Source organism: Micromonospora sp. NPDC005237, assembly GCF_040607775.1.
In the GTDB taxonomy this organism is placed as follows: domain Bacteria; phylum Actinomycetota; class Actinomycetes; order Mycobacteriales; family Micromonosporaceae; genus Micromonospora.
Genome location: NZ_JBEXHJ010000011.1, coordinates 41,740 through 57,151 on the forward strand (window position 1 = coordinate 41,740; position 15,412 = coordinate 57,151).

Genomic DNA, 15,412 nt, shown 5'->3' on the forward strand with positions numbered 1-15,412 from the left:
CCCTCCCCGACACCGTGGCGTCGGGGAGGGGCCTCGTCGGATCAGAGCTGGCGGCCCGGAGCGAGCCGGGTGACGTCGCCACTCAGTCGCCCGGCACCCTTGACGGGTTTGCCGTCGTTCGCCTTGACCCCGGCGTTGCTGGCCGGCGTTCCGCCGAGCCGCACCGTCATGGCGTCGGCGTCGCGGATCAGCACGTCCCGGATCTCCGCCTCGGTCACCAGCTTGGTGTCCGCGGCGAGCTTCCGGAATGCGGTCAGTTCCTTGAGCGCCTTGTTGTCGTTGCCCGCCGCCTCGGCCTTACGAACGGCGTCGAGCTTGTTCGTCAGATCCTTGTGGGCCTTGGCCGAGAGCCGCCCCGTCGCCTTGAACCGGTCCAGCAGGAACTGCATGTCCCGGAACGAGGTGGTGACGAAGAACCGGACCGCCGAGGTCGTCGTGTTGCCGGCCTTGTCGGTCGCGGTGACGGTCAGCTCGTGCAGGCCGAGCGGCAGCTCGTACATGGCCTGCAGGGTGCCGCTGGCGTACGCCTTGCCGTCCAGTTGGCCGACCACGGTCGCGATGCCCGAGGTCGGGTCGACGGCCTGCCAGGACACCCGAACGTCCTGGCTGTCCCCGTAGAGCTGGCCGTCGGCGATACCGGAGACCAGCAGCGTCGGCTTGGTGCCGTCGATCTTCAGGATCGCCGACTTGAGCGTCTCGGCGTTGCCCGCCTTGTCGGTGGAGCGGTACAGCAGCTCGTGCTGCCCGTCACCGGTCACCTCGACCGGCTTCGAGTACGGCGTCCACGCGCCGCCATCCAGCGACCACTCGACCGTCTTGACTCCGGAACCGGCGTCGGTCGAGGTCAGCACCACCGGGATCGTCCCGTTGTGCCAGCCGGCGTCGTTCGCCGGAGCGAACGTCGCCGTGGTGACCGGCGCGGTGGCGTCGATCTTGACCGAGACGGTCTTCGTCGACTCCACGTTGCCCGCCTGGTCCGTCGAGCGGAATCGCAGCTCGTGCGCCCCGTCGCCGCTGACCGTCACCGGAGCGGTGTAGTCGGTCCAGGTGGTGGCCCCGTCCAGCTGGTACGCCGTACCGGCCAGTCCGCTGCCGCCGGCCTCGTCGGCGGCGGTCAGGGTGACCGTCACCGGCCCGGTGTACCACCCGTCGGTGGGGGTGCCGGACACCGCCGCGGTGGTGACCGGCGCCTTCTCGTCGGCCACCTTCGTGCTCAACCGGAAGTAGTCGAACGAGGCCGTCTTCGACGCCGTCTGGTTGGCGCCGAGGGTGAACAGACCGACCTTCGGGGTGGCCCCGACCGCGCTGTTGGTCAGCGCCTCCAGCGTGGTCCAGGTCGTCCCGTCGGCCGAGTACGACGCCGTGAAGGTGTTGCCGCTGCGGGCCAGCCGCAGGTGCCACACCGCCGAGGTGAGGCTTGTGGCCTCCGGCTGCGGGTTCTGGACGACGCCGCCGATCTCGCTGCGGAACTCGATCCGCCGCGTCACCGTCTGGCCGGCCTGGTTGTCCGCGATGAAGTCGAACTTCAGGTAGTTGTCGTCGTCCGCCTGCACGAGCAGACCGGCCTGCTGGTACTGCTCGTTCAGCAGGCTGCCGTCGACAGTCGTCTCCAGGGTCCAGTCGCCCGAGGGCGCGGTCTGGAGGATGAAGTTCTTCGGCCCGGTGTTGCTGGTGCCGTAGATGTCACCGTTCGGCACGTCGATCCGCAACGCGCCACCGGTGACCCGGTAACCGTTCGGGTCCTCCCGCAGGATCGCGTCCCACCGGCACTTGTCCAGCGTGTCGCCGGTGAACTCGTCCGACGGGTCGATCGGGCCGGCCGGGGCGTCCGGCGTGACCTGGAACGAGTCGAAGGCCGCGTCGACCACGGGTGCCTCGGTGCCTCCGTTGAGCGCGAAGACCCCGATCCGCGGGTTGGTGATGCCGGCGAGCGCGGCCGACCGGCCGGCCGGGGTGAAGGTCTGCCCGTCGCCCGAGAAGGCCGCGGTCAGGTTCGTCCCGTCGCTGGTGATCCGCAGGTACACGGTGTCACCCGCCGGTGCGGCGGCGTTGTCGGCAGCGTCGTTGCGCGGCGTTCCGGCCGTCTCCCGGATGAACTCCACCCGCCGGCTGCCGTTGTAGAGCAGGTCCAGCTTGGCGTAGTTGTCGTCGTCGCCGTAGACCAGCAGGCCAGCCTGCTGGTAGTTGGCCGTCACCGGCAGGGTGACCTTGGTGGTCATCTCCCAGGCGCCGCTCGGAGCCGCCTGGAGCACCAGGTTGGTGGCGTCGTTGCGCGCGCCGTAGAGGTCACCGACCCCGGTCGGCAGCCGCAGCGCGCCGCCACTGACCGAGTAGAGCTGGTTCTCCCGGACCACGCTGGTCCACCGGCCCTTGTCGAGGCTGGTGCCGTTGAAGTCGTCCGAACGCGCCCCGAAGCAGGACGTGTCCGGCGCGTTCACCCGCACCGGCACCGTGGCGTACGACTTGGCGCCCTTGCTGTCGGTCACCGTGAGGGTGGCCGTGAAGGCTCCCACGCTTGTGTACGTGTGGCTGGCGTCCAGGGTGGACGCCGTACCGCCGTCACCGAAGTCCCAGGCGTACGTCAGCGGGGTGTCGCCCTCGGCGTCGGTGGCCGTGCCGTCGAAGGAGACGGTGACCGGCACGGTGCCGGTGGCCGGGGTCGCGGTGGCGGTGACCACCGGCGGCCCGTTCTCGGTGACGCCGCGGCCGACGAAGTCCATCCAGTTGACGTTGAACAGGGAACCCGTTCCGCCGTTCGGATCGCGGGCCACGAAGTACAGCGAGCCGCTCGCGGCACCGGTGACCGGCGCGCTCACGTCCGTGTACGTCTGCCACGCGCCGGTCGCCGGAACGGTGGCCGTGGCCACGACCGGTCCGTCGACGGCGCCCGCGTGGACCTCGATCCGACCGCCGGCGGCGGCCGAGGCGGCCCGGAACCGGATCTCGGTGATGTTCGTCAGGTTCGCCGGGACGATCGACCACCAGTCGCCGTCCTCGATGAACCCGATGTTCTGGCCGCCACCTGCGGTGTCGGCCCCGGTCTCCCGCTGCACGCCGGCGTCTCCGCCGCCGGTGCCGCCCGGCACCCGTCCGGTGGCCGTGAAGTACTCGGCCTGCTTCTGCTTGGGCTGCAGGATCTCGATGTCCCGGCCGGTGAGCGCGCCGGACCCGCCGGCCCCGCCCTTGTCGGTGTAGGTGGCCTCGAAGACCGCGAACACGTTCGCCTCGGCGCCGTGCCCGGAGGCGAGCGACGTCTGGACGGTGCCGGTGCAGCCGGTGTGCTGCTCCAGCGGGTGGGCGTGCTCGTCGTGACCGAGCAGCACCTGCAGGTTCACCCGGGCGCAGTCGATCTGCCCGTCCTCGGGGTCGGTCACCTTGACCGTGTAGCGGACCTGGTCACCCCAGTTGAAGAAGCCACCGTCCGGCGGGAACTCGATGCTCACCGTCGGTGCGGTGTTGCCCACGGTGACCGGCACGTTGGCCACCGCGGTACGGCCCTTCGGGTTGGTCACGGTGAGCTGGGCGGTGTAGTTGCCCGCCGTCGCGTACGTGTGCGTCGGGTTGGCCTCGGTGGAGGTCTGCCCGTCGCCGAAGGTCCAGGCGTAGGTGAGCGCGCCGCCGTCCGGGTCCCGGGAGCCGGCGCTGGAGAAGGCGACCGTCAACGGCGCCGGCCCCGAGGTCGGGTTGGCGGACGCCGCGGCGATCGGTGCGCGGTCGCCGGCGGTGTAGTCGATCCGGTAGATGCCGGAGTCGTCGTTGTTGCCGCCGAAGCCCGTGCCCCACTCGATCAGGTAGAGCGCGCCGTCCGGGCCGAACTCGAAGTCCATCGGCCGGATCATGCGCATACCGGTGAGCAGCTGGTTGATGTCCACCAACGACTTGCCGTCGGCGGTCATCTGCATCGTGTACATCTTGTTCTGGTTCCACTCGCCGAGCAGCGCCTTGCCGTCGTAGTAGGCCGGCCACTTGCGGGTGGAGTTGAGGTTGGCGTCGTACCGGTAGGCCGGACCGCCCATCGGGGCGCCACCGCCACCGATCTCCGGGTACCGCGCGTCACCGGCGTAGCCGTAGTCGACGGTGGCCGGGACGACCGGCGGGAGGTTGGTCAGGCCGGTGTTGTTGGGCGAGTTGTTCACCGGCGCGGCGCAGTCGAACTTCGGACCGCTCGGGCCGGACGGGAACGTGTAGTCGTTGTACGCCTCGTTCGTCCCGGTGCAGTACGGCCAGCCGTAGTTGCCGGGGGTCACGACGTTCCACTCGACCAGACCGCGGGGGCCCCGGTTCGGGTTGTCCGCGTTGGCGTCCGGCCCGTAGTCCCCGACGTACAGCGTGTCGGTCTTCGGGTCGGTGCCGATCCGGAACGGGTTGCGGAAGCCCATCGCGTAGATCTCGGGACGGGTCTTCTCGGTGCCCGGCGCGAAGAGGTTGCCGGTCGGAACGGTGTACGTCCCGTCGTCCTCCGGGTGGATCCGGATCACCTTGCCGCGCAGGTCGTTCGTGTTGGCGGAGGTGCGCTGCGAGTCGTAGTCCTGACGGCCCGGCCGCTCGTCGAGCGGCGAGTACGCGTTCGACTCGAACGGGTTGGTGTTGTCACCGGTGGCCAGGTAGAGGTTGCCGGCGCTGTCGAAGGTCATGCTGCCGCCGGCGTGGCAGCAGGTGTTGCGCTGGGTGTCGACCCGCAGCACCTGCTTCTCGCTCGCCGGGTCGATGGTGTCGCCGGTCACCGTGAACCGGGACAGCAGGTTGCGGGTGACGCCGTCGTTCGGGGCGTAGTAGAGATACACCCACTTGTTGGTGGCGAAGTCCGGGTCGAGCCGGATGCCGATGAGGCCGTCCTCGTTGCCGGTGAAGACGTCCAGGTCGACGGCGGTGACGGTGCTGCCGGTGTCGGGCTTGATGATCTGCACCCGGCCGTCGCGCTCGATGTAGAAGACCCGCCCGTCGGGGGCGATGTCCAGCTCCATCGGGTTGCTTGTGTTGCTGTCCAGCGTGACCTTCTCGAAGCTGGACGTCTTCGAGGCGCCGCAGTCGGCGTCGACCACGCCGGCCGCCGTCTGGATGCCGCCGAGCAGGTGCTTGAGGAACTCGGGCTCGGCGTACGACTCCCGGGTGTGCCCGCCGCCGGTGTACCAGGAGCGGCCACCGTCGAAGTCCTGGCACCACGCGGTCGGGTGGTCGGCGCCCATCGCGCCGGCGCCCGGGGTGTAGCTCTTCTCGTCCAGGCTGGCCAGCACGTGCACGTCCGGCCGGGGGTTGGTCTGGAAGTTGTACCACTCGTCGAACCGGGACCAGTGGTCCGGCAGTTCGGCGGTGGACGGGTGGGCGTGGTCCTCCACCTTGACGGTGGCCTGCTGGTTCTGCGGGTGGTTGGCGAAGTACGCGCCGACCAGGTCGCCGTACCAGGCCCAGCTGTACTCGGTGTCCGAGGCGGCGTGGACGCCGGCGTAACCGCCGCCGGCCCGCACGTAGCGCTCGAAGGCCGCCTGCTGGTCGGCGTCGAGGACGTCACCGGTGGTGGAGAGCCAGATCACGGCCTTGTACTTGGCGAGGTTGGCGTCGTTGAACGCGGCACCGTCCTCAGTGGTGTCCACTGTGAACCCGTTCGCCGCGCCGAGCTGCTGGATGGCGGCGATGCCGGTGGGGATGGAGTCGTGCCGAAAGCCGGCGGTCTTGGAGAAGACCAGGACGGAGTAGGGGTCGGCCGCTGCGGCCTTCGGTGCCTTCGGCACCACCTGGGTGACCGGAGCCGCGGCCTGCGCGTCTCGCGGGGGGACCTGCGCCGCGGCCGGAGCCGCCTGCGCCGGCGACCCGAGCAGGGTCGTCGAGGCGAGCGCTAGGGAGAGCAGGGTAGCGGTGAGTGGTAAACGGGTACGACGAGAACGGGACACGCCGCCTCCAATGTCGCGGTGGACAGGAATCGCGGGGGCCGGCTGCCGAAGACCGTCCCGGATGGAGCCGGCGGGGAGGCCGTGCCAGGGCGTCCCCACCGGCATTTTGTCGAATCGCTGAACAAATTAATTCTGGTGTATCCATGTCGGGCAAGATGCCGGCCGGTAACGGTTCTGCAACGGCGTGCGACATTCCGAACAGGACCGGAGAAAGTACCCCATCGATGGGACCCTGTCCGGCCGGCGGCCGCTCCCTTGGCAGACCGGCGGAACTGTCGTACGGTGACACGCAAGTAACCCACGGGAGCCCGGTGTACCGGGCTGAGAGGGGGGCTGACAGCCCCCGACCGTCGAACCTGATCCGGGTAATGCCGGCGCAGGGAGGAGTGTTGCCGTGCCGTCCCTTGGACGACTGCATCTGATCACCGACACCCGACCCGGGCGTGACCCACTCACCGTGGTCCGGGCCGCCCTCGCGGCGGCCCGCGCCGACCTCGTCGTGCAGGTCCGGGTGGAGGACTCCGCGACCGATCGCGAGGCGTACGACCTGGCCGGCCGGGTGCTGGCGCTCTGCGCGCCGTACGGAGCGACCTGCCTGGTCAACGACCGGCTGCACGTGGCGCTCGCGGTGGGCGCCGCCGGTGGGCACGTCGGGGCCGACGACCTGCCGGTCGCCGCCGCCCGGCACGTGCTCGGCCCGACCGGCGTGCTCGGCGCCACCGCACGCGCGCCGGAGACGGCGGTCGAGGCGGTCACCGCCGGGGCCAGCTACCTGGGCGTCGGCCCGTGCCACGCCACCAGCACCAAGAACGGCCTGCCGGATCCCATCGGGCCTGCGGGCGTCCGCGCCGTCGCCGACGCCGTCGACGTGCCGGTCATCGCGATCGGCGGGGTGACCGCCGACCGGGTGCCGGCGCTGCGGGCCGCCGGGGCGTACGGGGTGGCGGTGGTCGGTGCGCTCTCCGGCGCCGCCGACCCCGCGCGGGCGACCGCCGACCTGCTGCGGGCGCTGGCGTGACGCGCACCGATGTGGCGGTGGTCGGCGCGGGCCCGATCGGACTGGCCATCGCGTGGCGCTGTGCCATCCGGGGGTTGCGCGTCGAGGTGCACGACCCGGCTCCCGGGTCGGGGGCATCGGCCGTCGCCGCCGGCATGCTCTCCCCGGTCGCCGAGGCGTACTTCGGCGAGCGGCGGCTGACCGAGCTGCTGGTGGCGTCCGCCGCCCGCTGGCCCGGGTTCGCCGCCGAGCTGACCGAGGCGAGCGGCACCGAGATCGGCTACCGGACCGAGGGCACCCTGATGGTCGGGCTGACCGGCGACGACCTCGCCGAGGCACGCCGGCTCTGGGCGTACCAACAGGGGTTGGGTCTGCCGGTGACGCCGCTGCGCCCGAGCGAGCTGCGCGACCGCGAACCGGCGCTCGCCCCTCGGGTGCGCGGCGGCGCGCTCGCGCCCACCGACCACCAGGTCGATCCCCGGCTGCTGGTGCCGGCGCTGCGCACGGCCGCGCGGCGGGCCGGCGCGGTGCTCGTGCCGCAGCCGGTCCGGCGGCTGTCCGACGTGGACGCGGGGGTCACCGTGGTCGCCGCCGGCTGCGGGGCCGCCGCGCTCACCGGCATGCCCGTGCGGCCGGTGAAGGGCCAGATCCTCCGGCTGCGCGCGCCCGGCGGCGTCGCGCCGGGCTTCCGGCACGTGATCCGGGGGTACGCCGACGGCGAGCACGTCTACCTGGTGCCCCGGGCCGACGGCGAGGTGGTCCTCGGCGCGACGGTCGAGGAGCGCGCGGACGCCAGCGTCACCGCCGGCGCGGTGCTGCGGCTGCTGCGCGCCGGTGTCGACCTGTTGCCCGAGCTGACCGAGTACGACCTGGTCGAGGCGGTCGCCGGCCTGCGGCCCGCAACGCCGGACAACGCGCCGATCCTCGGGCCGCTGCCCGGCCGGCCGGACGTCCTGGCCGCCACCGGGCACCACCGGCACGGCATCGTGCTCACCCCGATCACCGCCGAGAAGATCGCCGACCTGGTGACCACCGGCGTGCCCGACCCGCTGCTCGCGCCCTTCGGCGCGGACCGGTTCGCCGTCGCGTCGTCGACCGGGACCGGCGACGCGGCACGGCTCGGCGCGGGCGACGTGAGCGGACGCCGGTTCGCCGTCGCCTCTCCGGCCGGCGACGCGGCACGGCCCGGAGCGGGCGACGTGAGCGGACCTGGACGGACGACCGAGGAGGACCTGTGGAGTTGACGGTGAACGGGGCCGGGCGCAGCGTCCCCGGCGGCGCGTCGGTGGCCGATCTGGTCCGCGACGTCGCCCCGCACCAGCGTGGCGTCGCGGTCGCGGTCAACGGCGAGGTGGTGCCCCGGGCCGGCTGGCCGGGCACGGTGCTGCGCGACGGTGACCGCGTCGAGGTGCTGACCGCCGCGCAGGGCGGGTGAGCGGCGTGTCCTTCGAACTGGGTGGGGTCACGTTCTGCTCGCGGTTGATCCTCGGCACCGGCGGCGCCGCGAACCTGCACGTGCTGGAACAGGCGATCCGGGCGTCCGGTACGGAGCTGGTCACGCTGGCGCTGCGCCGGGTGGGCACCGCCCCGGGCACCGCCGGAGGGCTGCTGGACCTGCTGGACCGGTGCGGCGTACGGCTGCTGCCGAACACCGCCGGCTGCCACACCGCCACCGAGGCGGTGAAGGTGGCCCGGCTGGCGCGCGACGCGTTCGACACCGACTGGGTCAAGTTGGAGGTGATCGGCGACGAGCGGACGCTGCTGCCCGACGGCGTGGAACTGCTCCGCGCCGCCGAGGAGCTGGTCGCCGACGGCTTCACGGTGCTGCCGTACACGAGTGACGACCCGGTGCTGGCCCGCCGCCTCGCCGACGTGGGCTGTGCCGCGGTGATGCCCGCTGGGGCGCCGATCGGCTCCGGGCTCGGCATCGGCAACCCGCACCACATCCGGCTGATCCGGCAGAGCGTGGACGTCCCCGTGATCCTGGACGCCGGCATCGGCACGGCGTCCGACGCGGCCCTGGCGATGGAGCTGGGCTGCGACGCGGTCCTGCTGGCCAGCGCGGTGACCCGGGCCGCCGACCCGGTGGCGATGGCCACGGCGATGCGGTACGCCGTCGAGGCGGGCCGACTGGCCGCCGGTGCGGGACGGATCGCCCGCCGCTTCCACGCCCTGCCGTCCACTCCCGACGAGGGAAGACCAGACCTGTGACGGGGTTGGTGCCGTCGGGGGTTGTCCTGTTGACCGATCGGCTGGTCGCCAGGGGCGGTCTTGAACGGGTCGTCGCGGGAGCGGTCGCCGGGGGAGTGCGATGGGTCGTGCTGCGGGAGAAGGACCTGCCCCGCGCCGAGCGCGCCGCCCTCGCGGTCGACCTGCGCGCGATCCTCGCCGACGTCGACGGGACCCTCATCGTGGCCGGCCCCGAACCGCTCGGCGGCGACGCCGTCCACCTGCCCGCCGCCGGCCCGTACCCGCCGCCGCCCCACCAACTGGTCGGCCGCTCCTGCCACAGCGTGGCCGAGCTGAACCGCCTCACCACCGAGCACTACGCCACGGTCTCCCCAGTCTGGCCAACAAAATCCAAGCCCGGCTACGGCCCACCCCTGAACGTCGCGGGACTGGGCAGCCTGGTGCGCGCAAGCCCGGCGCCTCTGCTGGCTCTGGGCGGGGTTGAAACCCCGGAACAGGTAACCGCGTGCGTCGACGCCGGAGCCGCCGGAGTGGCCGTGCTGGGCGCACTCATGCGAGCCGAAGACCCAGAAGAAACAGCCGCCACCCTGAGCAGCGCCTTCGTCAAGGCGGTCACCCAAAAGCTCGTAAAAAGCCGGCACGGGCGCACGGAGGCCCCCCGGTCAGGGCTGCGGCCGACCGTGCCCACGCAGGGATCAAGCCTGACCGCCCGGAGTGGGCACGGTCGGCCGCAGCCCCAAAGCGCAACCACAGAGGAAAGCCAGTGACCCCACAAACCATCCTCACCATCGCCGGCTCCGACTCCGGCGGCGGCGCCGGCATCCAGGCCGACCTCAAGGTCTTCGCGGCGCTCGGGGCGTACGGCACCAGCGTCCTCACGGCGGTCACCGCGCAGAACACCCGCGGTGTCGACGCCGTCCTGCCGCTGCCGCCGCGCACGGTCACCGAGCAGCTGGACAGCGTCCTCGCCGACTTCACCGTCGGCGCGGTCAAGACGGGAATGCTCGGCACACCCGCAGTCGCCGACGCGGTGGCCCAGGCTGCCCAGGACGGCCGGCTGCCCCAACTCGTCGTCGATCCGGTGCTGGTCGCCACGAGCGGCCACCGGCTCGGCGTGGTGGGTGCGGTGGAGCGGCTGCTTCCGTACGCCCGGGTGGCGACGCCGAACTGCGCGGAGGCCGCGGCCATCACCGGACGCGCGGTGGACGACCTGGCCGGGATGGTCGTCGCCGCGGAGGCCCTCGCCGCTGGCGGCCCGGAGCACGTGGTGGTCACCGGCGGTGACCTGGGTGGAGACGAAGCGGTCGACGTGCTGCACGGGGGCGGCGTCACGACCCTGCTGCGCGGGCCACGGGTGGACACCCGGCACACCCACGGCACCGGGTGCTCGTTCTCGGCGGCGATCGCCGTGCGGCTCGCGCTGGGCGATCCGGTGCCGGCGGCGGTGGGGGCCGCCAAGGAGTACGTGCTCCGCGCGCTGACCGGCGCGCGGGGCTGGGAGCTGGGCGCGGGGCGCGGGCCGCTGGATCACTTCGGCTGGTCCGCCTGATCACCAGGGAGGTTGTCATGCAGGCACGAGGCAAGGTGTACGTCGAGGGGTCACGGCCGGATGTGCGGGTGCCGTTCGCCGAGGTGGCGCTGACCGGCGACCATCCGCCGGTGCGGCTCTACGACACGTCCGGCCCGGGATCGGACCCGTCGGTGGGGTTGCCCGCGTTGCGGGGCCCGTGGATCGCCGAGCGGGGTGACGTGGCGCCGGTACGAGGCGCCGGTACGCCGCTCGCCGGTGTGGACGGACGACGTCCGACGCAGCTCGCGTACGCGCGGGCCGGCGTGGTGACGCCGGAGATGGAGTTCGTGGCGATCCGGGAGAACGTCGACCCGGAACTCGTGCGGGCCGAGATCGCCGCCGGCCGGGCGGTGCTGCCGCTCAACGTCAACCACCCGGAGTGCGAGCCGGCGATCATCGGCAAGGCGTTCCTGGTCAAGGTGAACGCCAACATCGGCACGTCGGCGGTCAGCTCGTCGGTCGCCGAGGAGGTGGAGAAGCTGACCTGGGCCACCCGCTGGGGCGCCGACACCGTGATGGACCTGTCCACCGGCAAGCGGATCCACGAGACCCGGGAGGCGATCGTGCGGAACTCGCCGGTGCCGATCGGCACGGTGCCGATCTACCAGGCCCTGGAGAAGGTCGGCGGCGACCCGGTCAAGCTGAGCTGGGAGGTCTTCCGGGAAACCGTGATCGAGCAGGCCGAGCAGGGCGTCGACTACATGACTGTGCACGCCGGGGTGCTGCTGCCGTACGTGCCGCTGGCCGTGGACCGGGTCACCGGCATCGTCTCCCGGGGCGGCTCGATCATGGCGGCGTGGTGCCTGGCCCACCACGAGGAGAACTTCCTCTACACCAACTTCGCCGAGCTGTGCGCGATCCTCGCGCGCTACGACGTGACGTTCTCCCTCGGCGACGGGCTGCGGCCCGGCTCGATCGCCGACGCCAACGACGAGGCGCAGTTCGCCGAGCTGCGCACCCTCGGCGAGTTGACGACGCTCGCCTGGGAGCACGACGTGCAGGTGATGATCGAGGGCCCCGGCCACGTGCCCATGCACAAGATCAAGGAGAACGTGGATCTCCAGCAGGAGTGGTGCCACGAGGCGCCCTTCTACACGCTCGGCCCGCTGACCACCGACATCGCGCCCGCGTACGACCACATCACCTCGGCCATCGGCGCCGCGATGATCGGCATGTTCGGCACCGCCATGCTCTGCTACGTGACCCCGAAGGAGCACCTCGGCCTGCCGGACCGCGACGACGTCAAGGCGGGCGTGATCGCGTACAAGATCGCGGCCCACGCGGCGGACCTGGCCAAGGGGCACCCGGGCGCGCAGGCGTGGGACGACGCGCTGTCCAAGGCGCGGTTCGAGTTCCGCTGGGAGGACCAGTTCAACCTCTCGCTGGACCCGGAGACGGCGCGGTCGTACCACGACGCGACGCTGCCCGCCGAGCCGGCGAAGACGGCGCACTTCTGCTCGATGTGCGGCCCGAAGTTCTGCTCGATGAAGATCACGCAAGAGCTCAAGGAGTACGCGGCCCGCGGCATGAAGGACAAGTCGGCGGAGTTCGTCTCCGGCGGCGGGAAGGTCTATCTGCCGCTCGCCTGACCGGTCCGGCATGGTCGACTCGGGTTCACTGAAGTCGGGGTGTCCCGGCGCGGTGGACAGCCCGGATTCAGGGAACCCGAGTCGATCAGACGGGGTCGGCGTCCCGAACGGACGTCAGGCGGGTCAGTCGCGGTGGTGACGGCCGGTGGAGCGCAGCGAGCGACGACCGTTCTCCTGCTCCGGCTCGTTGTCCGCGACCGGCTTGCCGAGCCCGGCGACCCAGTCGACGAACTCCTCGTCCTGCGTGGCCAGCGGCTCCGCCGCATCCGCCGCGGGCCGCTTCTCCTCGTCGGCCCGGGCCCGGTTGCGTCGGAACAGGCCACCGAGCCGTCCCCGCCGGGAGGGCTGCTCCGCGTCGTCCGTGGACGCCGGTGCGGCCCGCCGAGCATCGCTGTCCGGCCCGCCACTGTCGGCGGTGCCGGACGCGCGGCCCTGCTCGGGTATGCCCGGACCGGCCGACGGCGGCACGACCGGTCCCGCCGAGGCGGGCGCACCGGTAGCCTCGCCGACCCGGCCGCGCCTGCCGATGGCCCGGTCCGTCGCGTTGCTGGCCCGGTCGGTCATGCTGCTGGCCGGGTCGGTCGTGCTGTTGGCCTGGCCCGTCGTGCTGGCGGCGCGGCCTCTCGACCAGCCCCCGTCGAGCGTGGCGGCGGTCGGGCTGTCCTGGTTCGGCGTGCTGGCGGTCGGATCTGTCGGGCTGCCCTGGTCTGGTGTGCTGGCGGTCCGATCCGACGCGGCGGCGCGTCGAGTGGTGTTGAAGGCGTCCCAGGTGCTGGCGCGGCTCAGGTCCGGCAGCGGCGCCCGGTGCCGGAAGCGGGGCGTCCAGTCGGTCGACTCCTCCGCCGGGACGGGAGCATCCGAACCGGACGGTTCGGGGTCGGCCGCCCCCGTCGCCGATCCGGTGGTCCACGCCGAGGTGACCGGCCAGGCCGGTGCCGTCGGGGCCCACCCGGCGGTCCCCGGGCCGTCGGCGGTCGCCTCACCGAACAACGAAGCGCCGCCGTCGCTCTCGGCCGCGGATCGTTCGGCGCGGCCCGTCCCGGACCCCTCGACGGGTGCGGGATCCCCAACCGGGGTAGTGGTGACCGCCGGCTCGGTGCTGGCGGCCCCGTCGCGCCGGCTCTCTCCACCGGTCCCGACGGTCTGCTCCTGCGGATCCTTTCCGCCGGTCTGATTCGCCTGGCCGGGCTCGGTGTCCTGGCCGGGCTCGGTGTGCCGGTCGGGCAGGGGAGCGTCCTGGCCGGGCAGGGGAGCGTCCTGGTCGACGGGTCCGGCGGAGTCGGTGCCGGTCAGGTCGGTGGCCTTGCCGGACCGGGCCGGCCGCCTGGTGCGCCCAGCGGTCGATCCGGCGGCTGCCGCCGTGTGCTCGGCGGTCGTGCCCGGAGTGACGTCGGCGGGGGTGGACTTCGGCTTGCGCGTACGGCGCGGCTTGGGTGCGGGCGCGTCGGCCGCGCCCTCGCCCTCGCTGCTCGCGCTCGGCGTGGCCGCGTCGCCCGCGCTCGGCGTGCCCGGGGCCGTCGTGCCCGTGACCGGCGTGACCGTGGCCGGCGTGCCTGGGGCCGTCGTGCCTGGGGCCGTCGTGACCGGGGTCGTCGGGTCGCTGGTCGTCGTGCGGTCGCTGTCCCGCTTGTCCCCGCCGGCCGTGGTCGTCGTCGTGCTGCCGGTCGGGTCGTCGGCGCTCGCGTCGGGCGTCGGACCGACGGCCCCGGTACCGACGGCCCCTGTGTCGCCGGCCGCAGCGGTGGACGTCGCCGCGGTGGACGCCGGGACGGTAGGGGTCGGGTCGGCGGGGCCGATGGGGTCCGCGTCCCGGCTCGACGGGGCCGACTGTCGCCCGGCGGTGAACTCGCCGGTCGGGTCGGTCAGCCAGGAGGCGGGGGCCGGCGGGTTGGTCGCGCGGTCGTGCTGCCGGCCCGTGTGGAGCGCGTCCCGGGGCGGGGTGCCCGCCGTCGGCGCGTCCGGGGTGGTGTCGGCGTGCTGGCGGCGGCCGACCGGCCGGGGCGCCTGCCCGGGGGGCGTCGCGTCGGTGGGGACGGCGCCGTGCTGGCCGCTCGCCGTGGTCGCCGGCCAGTCCCAGTGGGCGGGAACGGTGCGTACGGTGGCGGTGTCGTCGGCGGCGCGCGGACCCGGACCGGTCTTGGTCAGGTGCCCACCGGTGGGGGCCGCGTCGGCGGCGGGCTCGGTGTCACCGTGGTCGTCGACCGGACCCGTCGACCTCGCCGCTTCGGCGCCCGGCAGGGGCGGGCCGGCGGGCAGCGGGCGCAGGATGTCGGTCGGCTGGATCGCCTGGGGATCGGCGGTGCGGGCGCCGACGGGCCAGCGCAGCAGGGCGGCGGCCGCGGCGCCGAGGGCGCCGGCGAGGATCGCGATCAGCGCGCCGTAGTAGGGGGTGGTCTGGTAGCGGTCCACCGCGTCGCCGGGGCCAGCGGTCAGGTACGCGAATGCCACCAGCACCGGACCGGCCACCCCGGTCACCCCGCTGATCAGCGGAACCTGGCCGCGCCAGCGGGCCAACCCGGCGGTCGCGGCGCCCGCGAGCAGCGCCACCACGGGCAGCAGGAGCAGCGCCAGACGCTGCGCGGCGGCGTCGTCCAGCCAGTTCGGTTCGAGTACGCCGAGTCGGACCGTGGGCAGCGGGCCGGCCGTGCCGAGCGACGGCAGGACGGAAATGAACGCCAGCAGCCAGACCGCCCCGGCCACGGCCGCCATGTTCCAGCCCAGTTCCGGTCGGAACAGTACGGCGACGGCCGCGCCCGCTCCGATGACCGCCCCGAGAATGGCGCAGATGCCGACCGCCCAGACCGGGTCCACCGAGATCAACTCGGCGGCTCGGGCGGGCTGCATGCAGAGCGGGGCCACGGCGGTGGCGCCGAGTGCGGCCGCGCCGCCGATGGCCAGTTGCCGGCCGATGCTGGCCGGCGGGGTGTCCCGGCGGGCCAGACGCCCGGTCAGGACGGCACCGGCGACGGCGGCGTTCGCGGCGAACCAGCCCACCCAGACGAGCTGGGCCGGCCACTGGTTGACGGTCGTGCCGGTGAAGGCGCCGGTGAGTCGGACGATGCCGAAGCCGTACGCGACGCCGAGCTGGCCGGCTCCGGCCAGCACGCTCACCCCGAGCGCCGTGAGCAGTAATCTGCCCCAGGTCCGAAAGGCCATGTCCGGCACGTTACGCACCTGG

At 73.0% G+C, this 15,412-nt stretch carries 9 protein-coding genes and 1 riboswitch; of the genes, 7 read left to right on the plus strand and 2 right to left on the minus strand.

Annotated elements, in window-relative coordinates:
* Nucleotides 1-41: 41 nt before the first annotated feature.
* Nucleotides 42-5,888, minus strand: a complete 5,847-nt coding sequence (locus ABZT87_RS27325) for a ThuA domain-containing protein (protein ID WP_355139105.1) — start codon at nt 5,886-5,888, stop codon at nt 42-44.
* Between the two features lie 290 nt (nt 5,889-6,178).
* Nucleotides 6,179-6,288: riboswitch (TPP riboswitch) on the plus strand.
* Here ABZT87_RS27325 and thiE point away from each other — a divergent pair.
* From thiE to thiC, 7 genes are all read left to right on the plus strand, one after another.
* A complete protein-coding gene (gene thiE, locus ABZT87_RS27330) occupies nt 6,283-6,906 on the plus strand; it encodes a thiamine phosphate synthase (RefSeq protein WP_355139107.1) in 624 nt (207 codons plus the stop codon). Its footprint overlaps the riboswitch before it by 6 nt.
* Nucleotides 6,903-8,129, plus strand: coding sequence for a glycine oxidase ThiO (gene thiO / locus ABZT87_RS27335; RefSeq protein WP_355139109.1), 1,227 nt, complete (start codon nt 6,903-6,905; stop codon nt 8,127-8,129). The genes thiE and thiO overlap by 4 nt, the downstream gene beginning before the upstream one ends.
* A complete protein-coding gene (gene thiS, locus ABZT87_RS27340; RefSeq protein ID WP_234583421.1) occupies nt 8,120-8,320 on the plus strand; it encodes a sulfur carrier protein ThiS in 201 nt (66 codons plus the stop codon). The genes thiO and thiS overlap by 10 nt, the downstream gene beginning before the upstream one ends.
* Nucleotides 8,317-9,096 carry a thiazole synthase gene (locus ABZT87_RS27345; protein WP_355139111.1) on the plus strand — a complete coding sequence of 260 codons (780 nt, stop codon included), beginning with the start codon at nt 8,317-8,319 and terminating at the stop codon, nt 9,094-9,096. Before thiS ends, ABZT87_RS27345 begins: the two co-directional genes overlap by 4 nt.
* Nucleotides 9,093-9,842 carry a thiamine phosphate synthase gene (locus ABZT87_RS27350; RefSeq protein WP_355139113.1) on the plus strand — a complete coding sequence of 250 codons (750 nt, stop codon included), beginning with the start codon at nt 9,093-9,095 and terminating at the stop codon, nt 9,840-9,842. Before ABZT87_RS27345 ends, ABZT87_RS27350 begins: the two co-directional genes overlap by 4 nt.
* Nucleotides 9,839-10,624, plus strand: coding sequence for a bifunctional hydroxymethylpyrimidine kinase/phosphomethylpyrimidine kinase (gene thiD / locus ABZT87_RS27355; protein WP_354863264.1), 786 nt, complete (start codon nt 9,839-9,841; stop codon nt 10,622-10,624). Before ABZT87_RS27350 ends, thiD begins: the two co-directional genes overlap by 4 nt.
* A 17-nt stretch (nt 10,625-10,641) precedes the next feature.
* Entirely contained in the window at nt 10,642-12,234 is a 1,593-nt protein-coding gene (gene thiC / locus ABZT87_RS27360; protein ID WP_355139115.1) for a phosphomethylpyrimidine synthase ThiC, read from the plus strand.
* A gap of 123 nt (nt 12,235-12,357) precedes the next feature.
* Here thiC and ABZT87_RS27365 read toward each other — a convergent pair whose 3' ends face one another.
* On the minus strand, nt 12,358-15,390 hold the full coding sequence (locus ABZT87_RS27365; protein WP_355139117.1) for a hypothetical protein: 3,033 nt from the start codon (nt 15,388-15,390) through the stop codon (nt 12,358-12,360).
* Nucleotides 15,391-15,412 lie beyond the last annotated feature (22 nt).